Here is a 15,935-nt window from a genome sequence, read left to right as displayed (position 1 = left end):
GTCGAGCCTAGCCGCGCGGCCGCCGCTGGGACCCACGAGCGGGCGCCACCACGACGGGCCGGCGGCCCGCCTCGTCCGGCGGGTCGGACGGGAGGCCCGGATCACCTCCCAGCACCTGCACCCGTCCGTCGCCGTGCCGCTCCCAGAACGCGGCGGTCCAGGCGCAGAGGCCACCGTCGAGCAGGTCCTCCCGGTGCTTGTGCGTCGGCCCGTGCAGCACCGAGGGCTCGGCGAGCCCGGCCGTCAGCGGATGCGAGTCGAGCAGCAGCGGCGGGTCGAGCGGGGTCGTGCGCAGCCGGTGCACGAGCTCGTCGAACGCCTCGGCACGCCGCTGCCGGGCGACCGCTGCCGGCACCGTCAGGTCGAGGCGCTTGTACCGCGGACGCTCGTCGTCGTAACCGAGCTCCTCGACACCCACGAGCGTCGTGTACGGGTAGCACTCGAAGGCCGCCGGCCCGGTGCGCTCGCGCATCGCGGCGGTGTCACTGACGTAGCCGATGCCGAGCGCCGTCAGCCGGTCGAGCAGCCGGGCGCCGGCGCTCGCCGCCGAGGCCAGGTTCGTCGGGTTCGCCGCGACCTTCCACCGGCCGTACCGCTGCCCGACCTGCCGCTCGGCCTCGCGGATGCCGGTCGGGTTCGTCACCACGAGCGAGGCGTCGACGGCGACCAGGGTCCGCGGGCCGAGGTGCTCCGCGATCCAGTCCGTCACGGCGTCGACCCCGCGGGCCCACCCCGCGTCGGTGATCGTGCCGTCGTCGGCCATCGCGACGAGGCCGGTCTCGTTCGCGGGCTTCCGGTCGCTGCCGAGTCCCCACGCCAGGTCCACCCCGAGGTACGCCGTCACCGGTCCATCGTGCCCGCTGTCGCTCGGTCGACGCTCCACACCCGTCGCCGAGCGGCCCGGCCGACGCGGAGCAGCCGTTGCCGAGCGGGCAGGACATGCCGCCCGTGGTGCACCGAGCGGGCACGACATGCCGCCCGAGGTGCGCCGAGCGGGTGGAATCCGTCGGCCGCAGGCGGTGAGCGTGACAGATTTGGCCCGCTCGGCGGGAGCGGGAGCGCGAGCGGGAGTGGGAGTGGGAGCGGGAGCGGGCGGACGGGCGTCCGGCACCGCCGAGGGTTCATCCGATGGGCGCGGAGCCCCGTTCGGGGGACTCGCGGTGACGCTGAGGTGTCGTCACCATCTACTCCGACCGGCCGGAAGGGGCAGATGGCATGCGGTGGGCAGCACTGAGGACGAAGACCAAGGCGACGATCGTCGTGGCGGTCGCAGCGACGATCTGGCTCGGGGGAGTGGGGTCGGCCGGAGCCCTCGTCGGGGCAGTCGCGTCGAACGCCGCCGACGCACGGCCCGTGACGGCCGTGGCGGCCGCCGAGACCGCACGCCCCGAGGCCACTCGCACTCCGACGCCGACGCCGACTCCCACGCCCGTCGTCGCCGTCTCGGAGGAGACCGAGGACGCCGCGATCCCGTTCGAACGGACCTCGGTCGACGACCCTGCGCTGCCGAAGGGACAGTCGAAGGTCACGACGGCCGGGGTCGACGGCGTCGAGACGACGACCTGGCGCGTGACCACGACCGACGGCGTGGAGACCGACCGTGTCGAGGTGAGCAAGGAAGTGACCCGTGCTCCGGTCGCCGAAGTGACGGCCATCGGTTCGTACGTCGCTCCTGCTCCGGTAGCGCCTGCTCCGGCACCGGTCCAACAGGCTCCGGCCGCTCCCGCGCCCGTGCAGCAGGCCCCGGCCCAGGGCACGATCACCCCGGGGGCGTTCTGCTCCGACGCGCAGAGCGGCGCAGTCGCACAGGCGGCCAACGGTCGCTCGTACCAGTGCGGAGGCAAGGGGCCCGACGCCAACGGCCACCTGCACTGGAACACCATGTGACCCGACGCTGGTCCGCCCGTGTACGGTCCGCTGCATGGCGAGCGAGGCGACGACGCTGACGGTCCCGGGCCCGGACGGCGACCGGGAGGTCCGGATCAGCAGTCCGTCCCGCGTGCTCTTCCCCGAGGTCGGCATCACGAAGCTCGACCTCGTCGAGTACCTCGTCGCGGTCGGACAGCCCTTCGTCCGGGCGAACGGCGACCGGCCGATCTCGCTGCAGCGCTTCGGGTCGGGCATCGACGGCGAGTCGTTCTTCTCGAAGAACCCGCCGAAGGGCGCCCCCGAGTACGTGCGCGACGTCGTCGTGACCTACCCGAGCGCCCGCTCGCACCCGCAGCTGGTGATCGACGAGCCGGCGGTCGCGGTCTGGGCAGCGCAGATGAACACCGTCGTGTTCCACCCGTGGGCGTCACGCGCCGAGGACTCCGACCACCCGGACCAGCTCCGCATCGACCTCGACCCGCAGCCGGGGACCGACTTCCACGACACCGTGCCGGTCGCGCACGAACTCCGGAGAGTGCTCGAAGAGGTGGGGCTGACGGCATGGATCAAGACCAGCGGCAACCGCGGCCTGCACGTGTTCGCACCGATCCGGCCCGAGCACGAGTTCCTCGACGTCCGGCACGCGGTTATCGCGGCGGCGCGGGAGCTCGAGCGGCGGATGCCCGACCGGGTCACGACGGCGTGGTGGAAGGAGGAGCGTGGGCAGCGCGTGTTCGTCGACTTCAACCAGGCGAACCGCGACCGCACCATGGCCGGTGCCTACAGCCCACGAGCCCTGGCGCACGCGAGCGTCTCGACGCCCGTCAGCTGGGACGAGCTCGACAGCGTGGACCCGACGACCCTGACGGTGCTCACCGTGCAGGAACGGCTGCGGAGCGTCGGGGACCCGTGGGAGACCATGCACGAGGAACCGGGCGACATCGCGCCGCTCCTCGGCTGGTGGGAGCGTGACCTGGCGGACGGCCTCGGCGAGCTGCCGTTCCCACCGGACTTCCCGAAGATGCCGGGGGAGCCGCCGCGCGTGCAGCCGTCCCGGGCGAAGAAGGCCTGAGGGGCTGGGCAGCCCCCGTCGGCTCAGGCCGCGGCCGCGGCCACGTCCTCGGCTCAGGCCGCGGCCACGTCCTCGGCGCGGTGCTCGGGCTTCGCGACCCGGCTGGTGTGCATCGGCAGCGTGACGCTCGCCGTGTGCAGGCGCGTCAGGCGGGACCAGGTGCCTCGGTTGGCGTCGCTGATGCCGTCGATGATCATGTCCCGCTCCCGTCTGCTGCGTGCTCCCGGATCCCCGTCCGGAAGTCACTAGTTAGCCTAACTACTGCGAGCATATTGACGCGCGACGGCCGGTGCAAGCGCTAGGACAGCACGGCACGCAGGTCGTACGCAGATGGGACATCGAGCTGCTCGAACCCGCATGACCGGGCGTCACGGTCCGGTCGCCAGCGCTCGAACTGCACCGTGTGCCGGAACCGGTCGCCCTCCATCTGGTCGTACCGCACCTCGAGCACGCGCGACGGCTCGAGCCGGACGAAGGAGGTGTCGCGACCCGACGAGAACCGCGACCGTTCCCCGTCACCGGTGACGGGCCTCCCGTCCGCGTCGCGGAGCACGACGGGCTCGAGTTCCTCGACCAACTGCTGACGCCGACGGTCGGTGAAGGCGGAGACGCCGCCGACCTGGCGGAGGTCGCCGTCCTCGTCGTACAGCCCGACGAGCAGCGAGCCGACGCCGCTGCCGCTCTTGTGCACGCGGTACCCGATCGCGACGACGTCGGCGGTCCGGTGGTGCTTCACCTTGAGCATCGTGCGCTTGTTCGGCTCGTACGCCTTCGCCCGCGGCTTCGCGACGACGCCGTCGAGACCGGCGCCCTCGAACGTGGTGAGCCACTCGCGGGCGAGGTCGACGTCGAGCGTGGTGCGGGTGACGAACAGCGGGTCGGTCATGCCGTCCGCGAGGGCCTCGAGCCGCTCGCGCCGCTCGTCGAACGGCAGGTCCACCAGTTCCGCCCCGTCGACCGCGAGCAGGTCGAACGCGACGAACTGTGCGGGGGTCTCGACACTGAGCTTCCGGATGCGTGACTCTGCGGGGTGGATGCGCTGCGACAGGGCCTCCCAGTCGAGGTGCTCCGCGCCCGGCTCGCCGCTCCGCAGCACCACCTCGCCGTCGAGCACGACCGGGTGGTCGCGCCCGCCGAACTGCGCGCGGAACGCCTCGACGAGCTCCGGGAAGTACCGCGTCAGCGGCTTGGCACCGCGGCTGCCGATGGTGACGTCGTCGCCGTGGACGGTCACGATCCCTCGGAAGCCGTCCCACTTCGGCTCGTACCGCAGGCCGCCGCGGACGCTGTCCGGGTCGGGCACGGTGGCGACGGCCTTGGCGAGCATCGGTGCGATCTCCATGGTGCCTGTCTACTCGCGGGTGCTCCGGTGGACGGACGGGAGGCGCGGCTCGCCGTGGTCGGTCGGCTCCGTCACTAGGGTGGTCGCGTGACGACCGTGCCCCCGCCGGCAGCGCCGGCACCGGAACCGATCAGCCCCGTGCAGGCCGCCGCGCTCCGCGCCGGTGCCCTGCCGCCCGTCGAGCAGGTCCGCCCCGGGGTCTGGACCGTCGCGGTGCCGTTCCGGGGAGGAGTCCCGGACGCGACCCTGTCCTACGTGGTCGAGGGGACCGACGGCTCGCTCACCGTCGTCGATCCCGGCTGGGCGGCGGACGACGACCTCACGGTGCTCCGGGCGGGCCTCGCAGCGGTCGGGCGGTCCGTCGACCAGGTCGGACTCGTCGTGGTGACGCACCTGCACGCCGACCACCTCGGCGCCGCCGCAGCGCTCCGGCACGCGAGCGGGGCCCGGGTCGCGATGCACCGGCTCGAGGTCGACGCCCTGCGTCGGGAGCGCGAGGACGCCGCGGCGAACGACGCCGACATCGCCCGGTGGGGGCTGCCCGACGAGCTGGTCGCCGGCGTGGTCGCGGCCTGGGGGAGCGGACGACGGATCGGGCTCGGGCGGACGGCGGAGCCCTTCGCGGACCTGCTCGTGGAGGACGGTGACGTGCTGCCGATCGCGGGGCGCGAGGTCCGGGCGCTCTCGACGCCGGGGCACACCGCCGGGCACCTGTGCCTCGTCGACGAGGGCGACGGGCTGCTCTTCACCGGCGACCACGTGCTGCCGCGGATCAACCCGGGCATCGGCCTGGGCGGGCGGACGGCGACCAACCCGCTGGGGGACTACCTGGCCTCCCTCGCGCGGCTCGACGGGTACGCGGACCTCGAGGTCTGCCCGGGGCACGAGTACCGCTTCCGGGACGTCGTGACGCGTGCGCGGACGCTGGCACGGCACCGCGAGGAGCGCTCCCGGCACGTCGCCGGTGCGCTCGACGCGCTGACGTCCCCGACGCTGTTCGAGGTCGCGTCGCGCGTGCCGTTCAGCGGCGGGATCGGCTCGATGTCGGGGTTCCTGCTCGCGAGCGCGCTGACCCAGACGGCCTTCCACGCGGACCTGCTCGGCCGGTCGGACGAGATCCGACCAGCCTGACGACGGGCCTGTCCGACCGGCGGGGCCTGTCCGATCGTCGGATCAGGCGACCAGTGGGATCAGGCGACCGTCGCTGCGAGCCGTTCGAGCGTCGTGCGCGCGTCGGCGAACTCGGCCGCCGCGTGCTCGGCGAGCGGCGCGAGGTCCGGGATCCGGTCGGCCAGGGTGGCGCTGACGGTCACCGGGTACAGCTTCATGCCGAGCGCGGTGCCGAGGATGAGGTGCAGCACCGGCGAGCCGTGGTCCCAGGTCTCGGTCGGGGAGCCCGCGTCGTAGGTCGCCCCACGGCTGACCACGGTCACCACGGGGCGCCCAGCGAGCGGCTGCACGTCGCCGGCCAGGACCCCGGGCACGTGGACGCGGTCGATCCACGCCTTGAGGGTCGACGGCACCGTGTAGTTGTACAGCGGCGCACCGACCACGACGGCGTCGGCGGCGAGGAGCTCGTCGATGACCTGCTGGCGGAGCGCCTCGGCCTCGGGCGCGACGGTCTCCTCGGCCGTGCGGTCCGCCGCTGCCCAGTGCAGTGCGGACGACTCCAGGTGCGGGAGCTGATCGACGTGGAGGTCCCGCCGCACCACCGTGTACTCGGGACCGCGGGCGCGCCAGGCGTCCGCGAAGGCGGCGGTCAGGGCGCGCGAACGCGAGTGGGCGAGGTCGGCCGACGAGTCGATGTGCAGCAGGGAGGGCATGCAGCCCACGCTACCGATGCCGGGCCGCGGCGGCCGGGCAGCCGACCGGTCGTGTCCGCACGGACGCCGACGGCCCCGTCGTGTCCGGGCGGGACACGGCGGGGCCGCGGGAGGCGCCTCCCGTCCGGTCCGGTCCGGCGGCCCGACGAACGGGACCGACGGCCGTGCCGGACGGCGGTGTCAGCGCTGGGTGCGACGGCGACCGATGGTGCGAGCGCCTGCCAGACCCGCACCGGCGGCGATCAGGCCGAGGGCCCAGGCGATCGGCGCGGTCTCGTCGGCACCGGTGAAGGCGAGCTGGCCCGTCGTCGCGGTCGGCACGGTCGGCGTGGTGCCGACCGTCGCAGCGGTCGGGACGACCGTCACCGGGAAGGAGACCGAGATGCCGTCCTGCGCCACCGTCAGGCGGTGGGTCGAGGCGTGCGGGAACGTGACCTTCGTCGCGTACTCGTCCTCGTCGAAGGCGATCTGGTCGGTGGCGACGTCGCTGGTCACGGTCGGCTCGGGGCGGTTGCCGTCCGCGTCGTACTGCGTCGTCGAGTTGCCGAACTCGTCGACCAGCTCACCGCTGATCCAGAGCGACCCGCCCTGGGCCACGGTCGGGTTGCCGCCCTCCACGATCGTCGGTTCCTGCGAGTCGTCCGCGGGCTGGGTGAAGCTGGTGATGCTGCCGTCCGGGTGGATGATCCAGGTCTTGACCGGGTGCGTCAGGTGGGCGTCACCGTTCTCGTCGATGGAGTCGTAGTACTCCGCCGACGAGGTGTCCGTGGCGTACGCGAGGACACCGGCCGCCGCGGCCGGGTCGACCGTGATCTCGACGTACTGGGTCGAGGTCGTCGTCCCGTCCGTGGCGACGATCGTGAACTCGTAGTCGCCGGCGATGATCGGGGTGCCGCTCAGGACACCGGTCGTCGCGTCGAGCTCCAGGTCGTAGGGCAGGCGGAACGCCGGGTCGTCCTCGGGGTCCGTCGGGTCGGCGGTCGACGGGTCGGCGTAGCCGACGGAGTACGTCACGGCACCGCTGGGTGCCGGGACGGCGAACGAGCGCGAGAACGCCTCGCCGGCGGTGGTCGTCAGCGTCAGGGCCTGGGCGACGACGACGGTGTCCTTCGCGTACTGCTCCTGGGTGCTGCCGAGCAGCGTCAGGGTGATCGTCTTGCCGACCAGCTCCTTCGGCACGACGAAGGTCGAGCTGCGCCCCACCCATTCGTCGTCGACGCTCCAGACCGCGTCGATCGGAGCGGTGAACCCGGTGGAGACGTACCCCAGGGTGCTGCCGACGGTGGGCGTGCCGACGATGGTCACCGTCGGTGCGGCCACGGCGGCGGCGGTCGGGCTGTCCGTCGCTGCGGGGGCGGTGGCGGCCGGGGACGGCGTCGATGCGGCGTCGGTCGATGCCGCGTCCGACGATGCTGCGTCCGACGACGTCGGCGCCGCGGTCTCGGTGCCCGACGGCGTCGAGGGGCTCGTCGAGGAGTCGGTCGGGGTCGACGGGTCCGCGGTCGGGGTCGTCCCGGCGTCGGTCGACTGGTCGGCCGGTGCGCCGGTCGTCGTGTCGGCCGGAGCAGCGGTGGTGGCGCCGGTCGGCGCGGCGGTCGGCTGCGACGGGTCGGTCGACGAGACGGCAGCGGGCGTGTCGGCGAACGCGGCGGTCGAGGTGAAGACGCCCAGACCGGTGGTCAGACCGATGAGTGCGACGGTGGTCCCGAGCGCGCAGGCGCGTCGGGTCGTGGAGGTGCTGCGGTGCACTGTTCCCCCAGGGATCAGGTCCGGTCGGGTGCCGGATCGTGAGAATCTGCCGTGAATGTCCGGCGTTCCTGGATCGTAAGCGCTCAGGAGCGCAACGCGGGCGCGTGTGGCCGGATCGTGACCTGCACTGGGGGCGTCTGCGGCTCTCCGGACGGAGGGTGCCCGCAGGAGTGCGGCGACGGCGGACACGATCGTCGCGCCCGGTCGGAACGCCGCGGTGTGCCGGAGGGTCGGCCGGTCGTCGTGCTGCATGTCGTCTCCCTGGTGTGCGGTGGAGCCGTGATGGCTCCTCACCTGGAGGTGTGCAGCACGGCGACCGATCTCACCGACGTCAGGTCACGATCCGGCAACGACGCCGGAGCGCGGCATCACGCGTGATCGCGCTGAGCGCTCGCTGCGCCCTCGAGGGCCACCCGGAGGGCCGTCACGGCGGGCGAGTCCGCGCTCGACATCCGCTGTGCCGTGAATATCGTGCGGCGTGCCGGGTCCGGCAGGTCGAGGAGCCGACAGGACGTCGAGCGACCCGCCCAGACGAGGTCCGGCATCAGGCCGACCGCGTTCCCCGACTCGATCAGGCGGATCTGCGCCTGCAGGTCGGCGGTCTCGTAGCGGACGTCCGGCTCGAAGCCGGCGCGGCGGCAGGTCTGCTCGGCGAAGTGCCGGGACGCGGCCCCGCGTGGCTCCATCACCCACGGCATGTCCGCGGCGTCGAGCAGGGCGACACCGGGGTCGTCGTCGGTGAGCGGCACCAGGCAGACGTCGACGGGCGGGAGCGCGAGGCGGACCGAGTCGGTGGTGAGGTCGCGACGGTCGAGCCCGGGGAACCGCGGTGCCGCGTGCGCCGGGTACTGCTCGGCGATCACCATGTCGAAGTCCCGCGCCCAGGTCTCGTTCAGCGCCGTCTCCGGCTCGCGCTGCACCATCTCGACCCGGACGTCGGGGTGCTCCAGTGCCATCGCGCGGAGTGCCGTCGGCATCAGGGCGAGGGCTGCGGACTGGAAGACGGCGACCCGCACGCGCCCCTGCACGGACGTCAGGGTCGACTCGACGCTGGCCTGTGCGCGTTCGAGCACGTCGAGCACCTCGCCCGCCGCGGCCACGAGGACCTCGGCCTGCGGGGTGAGCTGCAGCCGCCGACCGGAGCGTCGCAGGAGCTGCACGCCGGCCTCCCGCTCGAGCACCGCGAGCTGCTGCGAGACCGCCGAGGGGGTGAAGTTCATCGCTCCGGCCACGGCGGCGACGGTGCCCCGGATCGAGAGTTCCCGGAGGAGCACGAGACGGCGGACGTCGAGCATGACAAAACAGTAGCTGAACTGAACGGTACGCGTCAGCAGGAGTTGCTTCCGCTTACGCTTCCGGAACTCCACACTGATCCCATGACCGACCTCCAGGCACGCGACACCGACGCCGCTCCGACCCCGCACGACGACCTGGCGGACCAGTCCGTCGCCCTCGTCCGCCAGTGGTTGGCCGAAGCCGAGACCTACCCGGTCGACGGCTCGGCGAAGCAGCTCGCCGGAGTCCTCGCCGACCCGGCCGGACTCGACTTCGCGGTCGGGTTCGTCGACGGCGTCGTCCGACCCGAGGACCTCGGGGTGGCCGCCCGGAAGCTCCGGCAGATCGCGCCCGGCGCGCCCGGCTTCCTGCCCGCGGCGCTCCGTGGACTCGTCCGGCTCGGCGGCGGCATGGCCCCGGTGCTGCCGGGGGTCGTCGTCCCGATCGCGCGCCGGGTGCTCCGCGAGATGGTCGGGCACCTCATCGTCGACGCGACCGACGCCAAGCTCGGCCCGGCCATCGCGAAGATCAAGCGCGACGGCGTGCGCCTGAACGTCAACCTGCTCGGTGAGGCCGTGCTCGGCGAGAAGGAGGCCTCGCGCCGACTCGAGGGCACGCAGCGGCTCCTCGCCCGCGACGACGTCGACTACGTCTCGATCAAGGTCTCGTCGACCGTGCACCCGCACTCCCCGTGGGCCTTCGACCACGCGGTCGGGGACATCATCGCCAAGCTCCGCCCGCTCTTCCGCCGAGCCGTGCAGAGCTCGCCGCGCAAGTTCATCAACCTCGACATGGAGGAGTACAAGGACCTCGACCTGACGATCGCGGTCTTCACGAAGCTCCTCGACGAGCCGGAGTTCACCGACCTCGAAGCGGGCATCGTGCTCCAGGCGTACCTGCCCGACGCACTCGCCGCGATGCAGCACCTGCAGGAGTGGTCGGCCGCGCGTCGTGCCCGCGGCGGTGCCGACATCAAGGTCCGGCTCGTCAAGGGCGCGAACCTGCCGATGGAGCAGGTCGAGGCCTCGGTGCACGGTTGGCCGCTCGCCACCTGGCACACGAAGCAGGACTCCGACACCAACTACAAGCGCGTGCTCGACTGGGCGCTGACGCCCGAGCGCATCGCGAACGTCCGCGTGGGCGTCGCGGGACACAACCTGTTCGACGTCGCGCACGCCTGGCTGCTCGCCGGGGAGCGCGGCGTCCGTGACGGCATCGAGTTCGAGATGCTGCTCGGCATGGCTCAGGGGCAGGCCGAGGCGGTCCGCCGCACGGTCGGTTCGCTGCTCCTGTACACGCCGGTCGTCCACCCGGGCGAGTTCGACGTCGCGATCGCCTACCTGATCCGACGGCTCGAAGAAGGTGCGTCGCAGGAGAACTTCATGTCGGCGGTGTTCTCGCTGGCCTCGTCGCCCGAGCTCTTCGCTCGCGAGGAGTCCCGCTTCCGCGACTCCCTCGCCCCGCTCACGCAGCCCGGCGGTCTCGACGCCCCGGCGCCGTACCGCGTCGCCGACCGGTACGCGGCGGTCGAGCGGCCCCGCCCCGGACACTTCGAGAACACGCCGGACAGCGACCCGTCGGTCGCGACGGTCCGCGAGTGGGGTGCCGCGATCACGTCCCGCGTCGCCACGTCGACGCTCGGCGAACGCGCCGTCCAGGAGGCCCGGCTCACCTCCGCCGAGCAGCTCGAGTCCGTCCTGGGTCGCGTGCGCGCCGCCGGTACCGAGTGGGGCCAGTGGTCCGGCGCTGCCCGCGGTGCGGTCCTGCACGCCGTCGGCGACGCACTCGAGGCGAACCGCGCCGCGCTCGTCGAGGTCATGGCGGCCGAGGCCGGCAAGACGATCGACCAGGCCGACGTCGAGGTCTCCGAGGCGATCGACTTCGCGCACTTCTACGGCGAGCTCGCCGCGCAGCTCGACGACGTCGACGGCGCGTCCTTCACGCCCGCCGCGCTGACCCTGGTCACCCCGCCGTGGAACTTCCCGGTGGCGATCCCGGCCGGCTCGACCCTGGCGGCGCTCGCCGCCGGTTCTGCCGTCGTGCTGAAGCCAGCGCCGCCGGCCGAGCGGTGCGGCGCCGTGCTCGCATCGGTCATCGAGACCGCCCTCGACGCCCACGGGGTACCGGCCGACGTGTTCGCCTTCGTGCAGGTGGCCGAGGACGACCTCGGCAAGCAGCTCATCGCCGCGCCGCAGGTCGACCGGGTCATCCTCACCGGTGCGTACGAGACCGCCGAGTTGTTCCGGTCGTTCCGGTCCGACCTGCCGCTGCTCGCGGAGACCTCCGGCAAGAACGCGATCATCGTCACGCCGTCGGCCGACCTCGACCTCGCGGTGAAGGACGTCGTCGCCTCGGCGTTCGGGCACGCCGGGCAGAAGTGCTCGGCCGCCTCGCTCGTGGTGCTCGTGGGGTCCGTGGCGACCTCGCGCCGGTTCCGGTCGCAGCTCCTCGACGCCGTGTCGTCGCTCACCGTCGGGTACCCGACCGACCCGACGACGCAGATGGGCCCGGTCATCGAGCCCGCGGCCGGCAAGCTGCTCGAGGGGCTGACGACACTCGGAGCGGGGGAGTCCTGGGCGGTCGCGCCGGAACGCCTCGACGACACCGGCAAGCTCTGGAGCCCCGGTGTCCGCGACGGCGTCCGGCGCGGGTCGGCCTTCCACCGTACGGAGTACTTCGGCCCGATCCTCGGCATCATGACCGCGAAGACCCTCGACGAGGCGATCGACATCGTGAACGAGGTCGACTACGGCCTGACCTCGGGCCTGCACTCGCTCGACGCCACCGAGATCGGCACCTGGCTCGACCGGATCGAGGCGGGCAACCTCTACGTGAACCGCGGGATCACCGGTGCGATCGTCCGGCGGCAGCCGTTCGGCGGGTGGAAGAAGTCCGCCGTCGGTGCGGGCACGAAGGCCGGCGGGCTGAACTACCTGCTCGGTCTCGGGTCGTGGACGCCGGCGCAGGCGTCGGCCGGTGGAACGGTGTCCGCCCCGGTGCGTTCGTTCCTCCGCGCCACCGGGATCGCGTCCGAGTCGATCGACCGGGCCACCGCGTCCGACGAGCAGGCCTGGTCGTCCCTCTTCGGCGCAGCGGTCGACGTGTCGGCGCTCTCGGCCGAGCGGAACATCGCGCGGTACCTGCCGTACCCGGGCGTGCACGTCCGCCTGGCATCGGCGGAGGAGTCCGCGGTCGCCGACCTCGTGCGCGTCCTCGCCGCAGCCGTCCGCGCCGGCACGACGATCGACGTCTCCACGGTGGCTGCGCTGCCGTCGGCGCTCGCATCCGCGATCCGTGCGCTGCCGAACGTGCGCTCCGTCGCCGAGGGGCAGTCCGACGAGGCGTTCGCGAAGCGCGTCGAGCGGGGGGAGTACACCCGCGTCCGACTGATCGGCGGCGAGACCGCAGCGCTGACGACCGCGATCGGCGGGCGACCGGACGTCGCCGTGTACGGGGAACCCGTCACCGAGGCCGGCCGCATCGAGCTGCTGCCGTTCCTCCGCGAGCAGGCGGTGTCGATCACGGCGCACCGCTTCGGGACGCCGAACCACCTCACCGACGCGCTGATCTGACCGGCGGGCGGCGAGAGTCGAACCACGGATGCGACATCGAACCAGCACCACGCGCTGGTCCGATGTCGCATCCGTGGTTCGGTGCGCGAAGCCAACCGTGCGCGTTCCGGACCGTCGGACGTGCGGGAGGCAGCACGCCGTACCGGGCGGCGCCCACGCTGCGTACCGTCGGGGACATGTGCGAGTCTGCCCAGTGCCCCGTGTGCGGCAAGACCTCGTGGACCGGCTGCGGCGACCACGTCCGCGACGTCTTCCGCGGCGTCCGACGTCGTGACCGCTGCACGGGCCACGGGCTCCCTCGGCACGTCTTCGACACCGCGGGGTTCCGGTGAGCACGGCTGACGACGGCATCGTCGACCCGCAGGGGTTCTCGCACGTCCGACTGACCGTCACGGACATCCGCCGCAGCAAGGCGTTCTACACGCAGCTGTTCGGCCGGCCTCCGGGCAGTGACTTCAGCGACGAGGTCGACGACCCGACGATCCACGACGACCCGTGGCGCACCTACGGCGGGTGCTCGTTCACCTTCCACGGGCAGACACTCGGACTCCGCCCCGTGGCGCAGGCGGGCGATCGTTTCGACCCCGACCGGGTCGGTCTCGATCACCTGAGTCTCCGGGTCGGATCCGTCGACGACCTCCACCGTGCGGTCGAACGACTCGACGCAGCAGGCATCGTGCACGGAGCGGTCACGGACCTCGAACCGTTCGGGCTCGTCATCCTCTCGCTGCAGGACCCGGACGACATCAACCTCGAGCTCGCCGCACCGCGACCGTCGGACGCCTGACCCGCTGGGCGCCAGCCGGGCTGGCCGGTACCCGCACGCTGCCCGGGGCTGCTCAGGCCTCCGGCGTTGGCTCTGGTGCATGAGCGAACAGATCGTCAAGCCCCTCGGCCTCGCACACGTGCGGGTCACCGTCACCGACATCCACCGCAGCAAGGCGTTCTACGAGCAGCTGCTCGGCACCGCCCCCGCGATGGACTTCAGCGGGCACATCGACGAGCCCGGGATCACCGAGGACCGCGAGCGGCTCTACGGCGGTGCGATCTTCCCGGTCGGCGACCAGCTCTTCGGGCTGCGCCCGGTAGCCCCGAGCGGTCAGCGCTTCGACCCGGACACCGTCGGCCTCGACCACGTGAGCTTCGTCGTGGGCTCCGTCGACGAGCTGCACGCCGCCGCGGAGCGTCTCGACGCCGCCGGCATCGAGCACGGCGAGGTCACCGACCTCGGTGACGCCGGCATGGTCATCCTGTCCGTGCAGGACCCGGACGACATCAACCTGGAGCTCGCCGCGCAGAAGTGACCTCGCGGGCACGGACCCCGGGCGTCAAGGCCGGAGGATGTACTCGAACGTCGTCCGGGCGCGCTCGGGGTCCGGGGTCTCGCCGGAGATCAGGTCCGCGTACGTGAACGACTCGGAGACCCGGACGAGCAGCCGTGCGAGTTCCCCGGCGGACAGGGGTGTCGGGTCGAACGCGCCGGCCTCGTGCTCCGTCGTGATCACGGAGGTCACCACCGCGACGAAGCGGCGCTGCACGTCGCTGTCCGCCGTCGTCAGCAGTCGCAGGGCGCGGCTCGGCTCGCGCGTCAGGAAGGCGCGGAAGTAGGGCGCGCGGATGAGGTCCGCCGTGAAGTGGTCGAGCACGTCGACGATCCGCGCGGCGCCGGACGGAGCCGCCGCCCGTCCCGCAGCGTCGAGCGTCGGCACGGCGAGCGACCACAGGATCTCCGAGAGCAGCTGGTCGCGGTTGCCGACCCAGCGGAACAGCGAGGTGCGGTCGACACCGAGGGACGCGGCGAGCGAGCCCATGTCGATCCTTGCGCCGTCGATGAACGCACGACGTGCGGAACGGAACGCGCGTCGGGAGTCGCCGTGCGCCTCCAGTCTGGTGGCCAGCGCGCTCGGGACGAGCGTCGAGCCGAGCGTGCCGAGTGGTTCGTTCCTCACCGTTCCCCCTGAGTGCCGACGCCGGTCTTGCAACGTTTTCGAGAATGATGCATCGTTGGTGCCATGTCAACGTCGATCACCGACACGCCCCTGCTCGAATCCGACTTCTACCGCTTCCAAGAGGGACTCACGCCCCGCGAACGGGAGTCGCTCGGGCAGCTGCGCGCGTACCTCGAGGCCGAGGTGCGTCCGATCGCCGACCAGTACTGGGCGCGGGCGGAGTTCCCGATGCAGACCATCGCGCCGCTCGCCGAGCTCGGCATGTACGGGCCGGGCATCCCGCTCGTGCGGCACTTCGAGAACTCGGCCGTCTACCGCGGCTGGGCGGCGCTCGAGCTCGGTCGCATCGACGCCGGCGTCTCGACGTTCATCGGGGTGCAGTCCGGTCTCGCGATGAACTCGATCGCGGTCGGCGGCAGCGACGAGCAGCAGCAGGAGTGGCTGCCGCGCATGGCCCGAGGCGAGGTCGTCGGGGCCTTCGGGCTGACCGAACCGCTGTCGGGCAGCGACTCCGCCCGCGGGCTCCGCACCACCGCGCGGCGCGAGGGTGACACCTGGGTGCTCGACGGCGAGAAGCGGTGGATCGGCAACGCGACCTTCGCGGACGTCGTCGTCATCTGGGCGAAGGACGTCGCCGACGAGCAGGTCAAGGGCTTCCTCGTCACGACGGACACCCCGGGCTTCACCGCGACGAAGATCGAGGACAAGATCGCCCTGCGCACCGTGCAGAACGCGGACATCGTGCTCGACGGCGTCCGGGTGCCCGAGTCGCGTCGGCTGCAGCGTGCGGACTCCTTCCGCACCACGGCGGCGGTGCTCCGGCTCACCCGGACCGAGGTCGCCTGGCAGGCCATCGGCATCGCGATCGGTGCCTACGAGGCCGCGCTCGACTACGCCCGCGAGCGCATCCAGTTCGGCAAGCCGATCGCGGCGCACCAGATGGTGCAGGACCTGCTCGTGCGGTCACTCATGAACATCACTGCGTCGATCGCACTGTGCACGCAGGCGTCTGCCATGCAGGACCAGGGCGTCGGCTCCGACGAGCACTCCGCGATGGCGAAGGCGTTCGCGACGGCGAAGATGCGCGAGACCGTCGGCTGGTGCCGCGAGGTCCAGGGCGGCAACGGCATCGTGCTCGACAAGGGCGTCGCGCGGTTCTTCTCCGACGCCGAGGCGATCTACTCCTACGAGGGCACGCGCGAGGTGAACACGCTCATCGTCGGACGGGCGATCACCGGGCAGGCCGCGTTCGTCTAGGAGCGTCCGCTGCGCCGACGCCGACGC

The 15,935-nt window shown here is 72.4% G+C and carries 15 protein-coding genes; 8 read left to right on the top strand and 7 right to left on the bottom strand.

All coding sequences use genetic code 11. The features are described 5' to 3' along the window. Positions 1-7 precede the first annotated feature (7 nt). Positions 8-844, bottom strand: coding sequence for a DUF429 domain-containing protein (locus tag ACIPEQ_RS03870; RefSeq protein WP_402714125.1), 837 nt, complete (start codon positions 842-844; stop codon positions 8-10). Positions 845-1,215: 371 nt separating this feature from the next. On the opposite strand from ACIPEQ_RS03870, the gene ACIPEQ_RS03865 reads away from it, so the two are divergent. Together ACIPEQ_RS03865 and ligD are read left to right on the top strand one after the other, a co-directional pair. After that, positions 1,216-1,887 carry a G5 domain-containing protein gene (locus tag ACIPEQ_RS03865; protein WP_402714124.1) on the top strand — a complete coding sequence of 224 codons (672 nt, stop codon included), beginning with the start codon at positions 1,216-1,218 and terminating at the stop codon, positions 1,885-1,887. Between the two features lie 34 nt (positions 1,888-1,921). Further along, entirely contained in the window at positions 1,922-2,941 is a 1,020-nt protein-coding gene (gene ligD, locus ACIPEQ_RS03860; protein ID WP_402714123.1) for a non-homologous end-joining DNA ligase, read from the top strand. A 53-nt stretch (positions 2,942-2,994) separates the two neighbouring features. On the opposite strand, the gene ACIPEQ_RS03855 is transcribed toward ligD, so the two are convergent. Further along, positions 2,995-3,138, bottom strand: a complete 144-nt coding sequence (locus ACIPEQ_RS03855) for a hypothetical protein (RefSeq protein ID WP_153257421.1) — start codon at positions 3,136-3,138, stop codon at positions 2,995-2,997. Between the two features lie 101 nt (positions 3,139-3,239). After that, positions 3,240-4,283: an ATP-dependent DNA ligase gene (locus ACIPEQ_RS03850; RefSeq protein WP_402714122.1), complete on the bottom strand. Its 1,044-nt coding sequence runs from the start codon at positions 4,281-4,283 to the stop codon at positions 3,240-3,242. 87 nt (positions 4,284-4,370) lie between these two features. Between ACIPEQ_RS03850 and ACIPEQ_RS03845 the strand changes: the two genes are divergently transcribed. Continuing rightward, a complete protein-coding gene (locus tag ACIPEQ_RS03845; RefSeq protein WP_402714121.1) occupies positions 4,371-5,414 on the top strand; it encodes an MBL fold metallo-hydrolase in 1,044 nt (347 codons plus the stop codon). Between the two features lie 59 nt (positions 5,415-5,473). On the opposite strand, the gene ACIPEQ_RS03840 is transcribed toward ACIPEQ_RS03845, so the two are convergent. The 3 genes from ACIPEQ_RS03840 to ACIPEQ_RS03830 form a co-directional block, all read right to left on the bottom strand. After that, positions 5,474-6,106: an FMN-dependent NADH-azoreductase gene (locus ACIPEQ_RS03840; RefSeq protein WP_402714120.1), complete on the bottom strand. Its 633-nt coding sequence runs from the start codon at positions 6,104-6,106 to the stop codon at positions 5,474-5,476. Positions 6,107-6,286: 180 nt separating this feature from the next. Beyond that, complete coding sequence (locus ACIPEQ_RS03835) at positions 6,287-7,855, bottom strand: putative Ig domain-containing protein (protein ID WP_402714119.1); 1,569 nt, start codon at positions 7,853-7,855, stop codon at positions 6,287-6,289. Between the two features lie 368 nt (positions 7,856-8,223). Beyond that, complete coding sequence (locus ACIPEQ_RS03830) at positions 8,224-9,150, bottom strand: LysR substrate-binding domain-containing protein (protein ID WP_250367479.1); 927 nt, start codon at positions 9,148-9,150, stop codon at positions 8,224-8,226. 81 nt (positions 9,151-9,231) lie between these two features. On the opposite strand from ACIPEQ_RS03830, the gene ACIPEQ_RS03825 reads away from it, so the two are divergent. From ACIPEQ_RS03825 to ACIPEQ_RS03810, 4 genes are all read left to right on the top strand, one after another. Next, a complete protein-coding gene (locus ACIPEQ_RS03825; RefSeq protein ID WP_402714118.1) occupies positions 9,232-12,702 on the top strand; it encodes a proline dehydrogenase family protein in 3,471 nt (1,156 codons plus the stop codon). A gap of 176 nt (positions 12,703-12,878) precedes the next feature. Beyond that, positions 12,879-13,034 carry a hypothetical protein gene (locus tag ACIPEQ_RS03820; protein ID WP_402714117.1) on the top strand — a complete coding sequence of 52 codons (156 nt, stop codon included), beginning with the start codon at positions 12,879-12,881 and terminating at the stop codon, positions 13,032-13,034. Continuing rightward, positions 13,031-13,489 (top strand): VOC family protein, encoded by a 459-nt coding sequence (locus ACIPEQ_RS03815; protein WP_402714116.1) that lies wholly within the window; start codon positions 13,031-13,033, stop codon positions 13,487-13,489. The genes ACIPEQ_RS03820 and ACIPEQ_RS03815 overlap by 4 nt, the downstream gene beginning before the upstream one ends. A 79-nt stretch (positions 13,490-13,568) precedes the next feature. Then, a complete protein-coding gene (locus tag ACIPEQ_RS03810; protein WP_402714115.1) occupies positions 13,569-14,006 on the top strand; it encodes a VOC family protein in 438 nt (145 codons plus the stop codon). A 24-nt stretch (positions 14,007-14,030) separates the two neighbouring features. On the opposite strand, the gene ACIPEQ_RS03805 is transcribed toward ACIPEQ_RS03810, so the two are convergent. Further along, on the bottom strand, positions 14,031-14,651 hold the full coding sequence (locus ACIPEQ_RS03805) for a QsdR family transcriptional regulator (protein WP_402714114.1): 621 nt from the start codon (positions 14,649-14,651) through the stop codon (positions 14,031-14,033). A gap of 63 nt (positions 14,652-14,714) precedes the next feature. Here ACIPEQ_RS03805 and ACIPEQ_RS03800 point away from each other — a divergent pair, with 63 nt between their 5' ends. Then, the gene (locus ACIPEQ_RS03800) at positions 14,715-15,908 is read left to right on the top strand and encodes an acyl-CoA dehydrogenase family protein (protein ID WP_402714113.1); all 1,194 of its coding nucleotides are present in this window, start codon (positions 14,715-14,717) and stop codon (positions 15,906-15,908) included. The last annotated feature ends 27 nt before the right edge of the window (positions 15,909-15,935 follow it).

The sequence above is a fragment of the Curtobacterium sp. NPDC087080 genome (assembly GCF_044745105.1).
GTDB lineage: Bacteria > Actinomycetota > Actinomycetes > Actinomycetales > Microbacteriaceae > Curtobacterium.
Note: the sequence above shows the minus strand (reverse complement) of the source record. Positions and strands in the feature narration are given on the sequence as shown.

Excerpts from the sequence above, each read along its gene's own strand:
- ACIPEQ_RS03865 (WP_402714124.1), top strand. The coding sequence starts at position 1,216 with ATGCGGTGGGCAGCACTGAGGACGAAGACCAAGGCGACGATCGTCGTG.
- ligD (WP_402714123.1), top strand. The coding sequence starts at position 1,922 with ATGGCGAGCGAGGCGACGACGCTGACGGTCCCGGGCCCGGACGGCGAC.
- ACIPEQ_RS03855 (WP_153257421.1), bottom strand. The coding sequence starts at position 3,138 with ATGATCATCGACGGCATCAGCGACGCCAACCGAGGCACCTGGTCCCGC.
- ACIPEQ_RS03850 (WP_402714122.1), bottom strand. The coding sequence starts at position 4,283 with ATGGAGATCGCACCGATGCTCGCCAAGGCCGTCGCCACCGTGCCCGAC.
- ACIPEQ_RS03840 (WP_402714120.1), bottom strand. The coding sequence starts at position 6,106 with ATGCCCTCCCTGCTGCACATCGACTCGTCGGCCGACCTCGCCCACTCG.
- ACIPEQ_RS03830 (WP_250367479.1), bottom strand. The coding sequence starts at position 9,150 with ATGCTCGACGTCCGCCGTCTCGTGCTCCTCCGGGAACTCTCGATCCGG.
- ACIPEQ_RS03825 (WP_402714118.1), top strand. The coding sequence starts at position 9,232 with ATGACCGACCTCCAGGCACGCGACACCGACGCCGCTCCGACCCCGCAC.
- ACIPEQ_RS03820 (WP_402714117.1), top strand. The coding sequence starts at position 12,879 with ATGTGCGAGTCTGCCCAGTGCCCCGTGTGCGGCAAGACCTCGTGGACC.
- ACIPEQ_RS03810 (WP_402714115.1), top strand. The coding sequence starts at position 13,569 with ATGAGCGAACAGATCGTCAAGCCCCTCGGCCTCGCACACGTGCGGGTC.
- ACIPEQ_RS03800 (WP_402714113.1), top strand. The coding sequence starts at position 14,715 with ATGTCAACGTCGATCACCGACACGCCCCTGCTCGAATCCGACTTCTAC.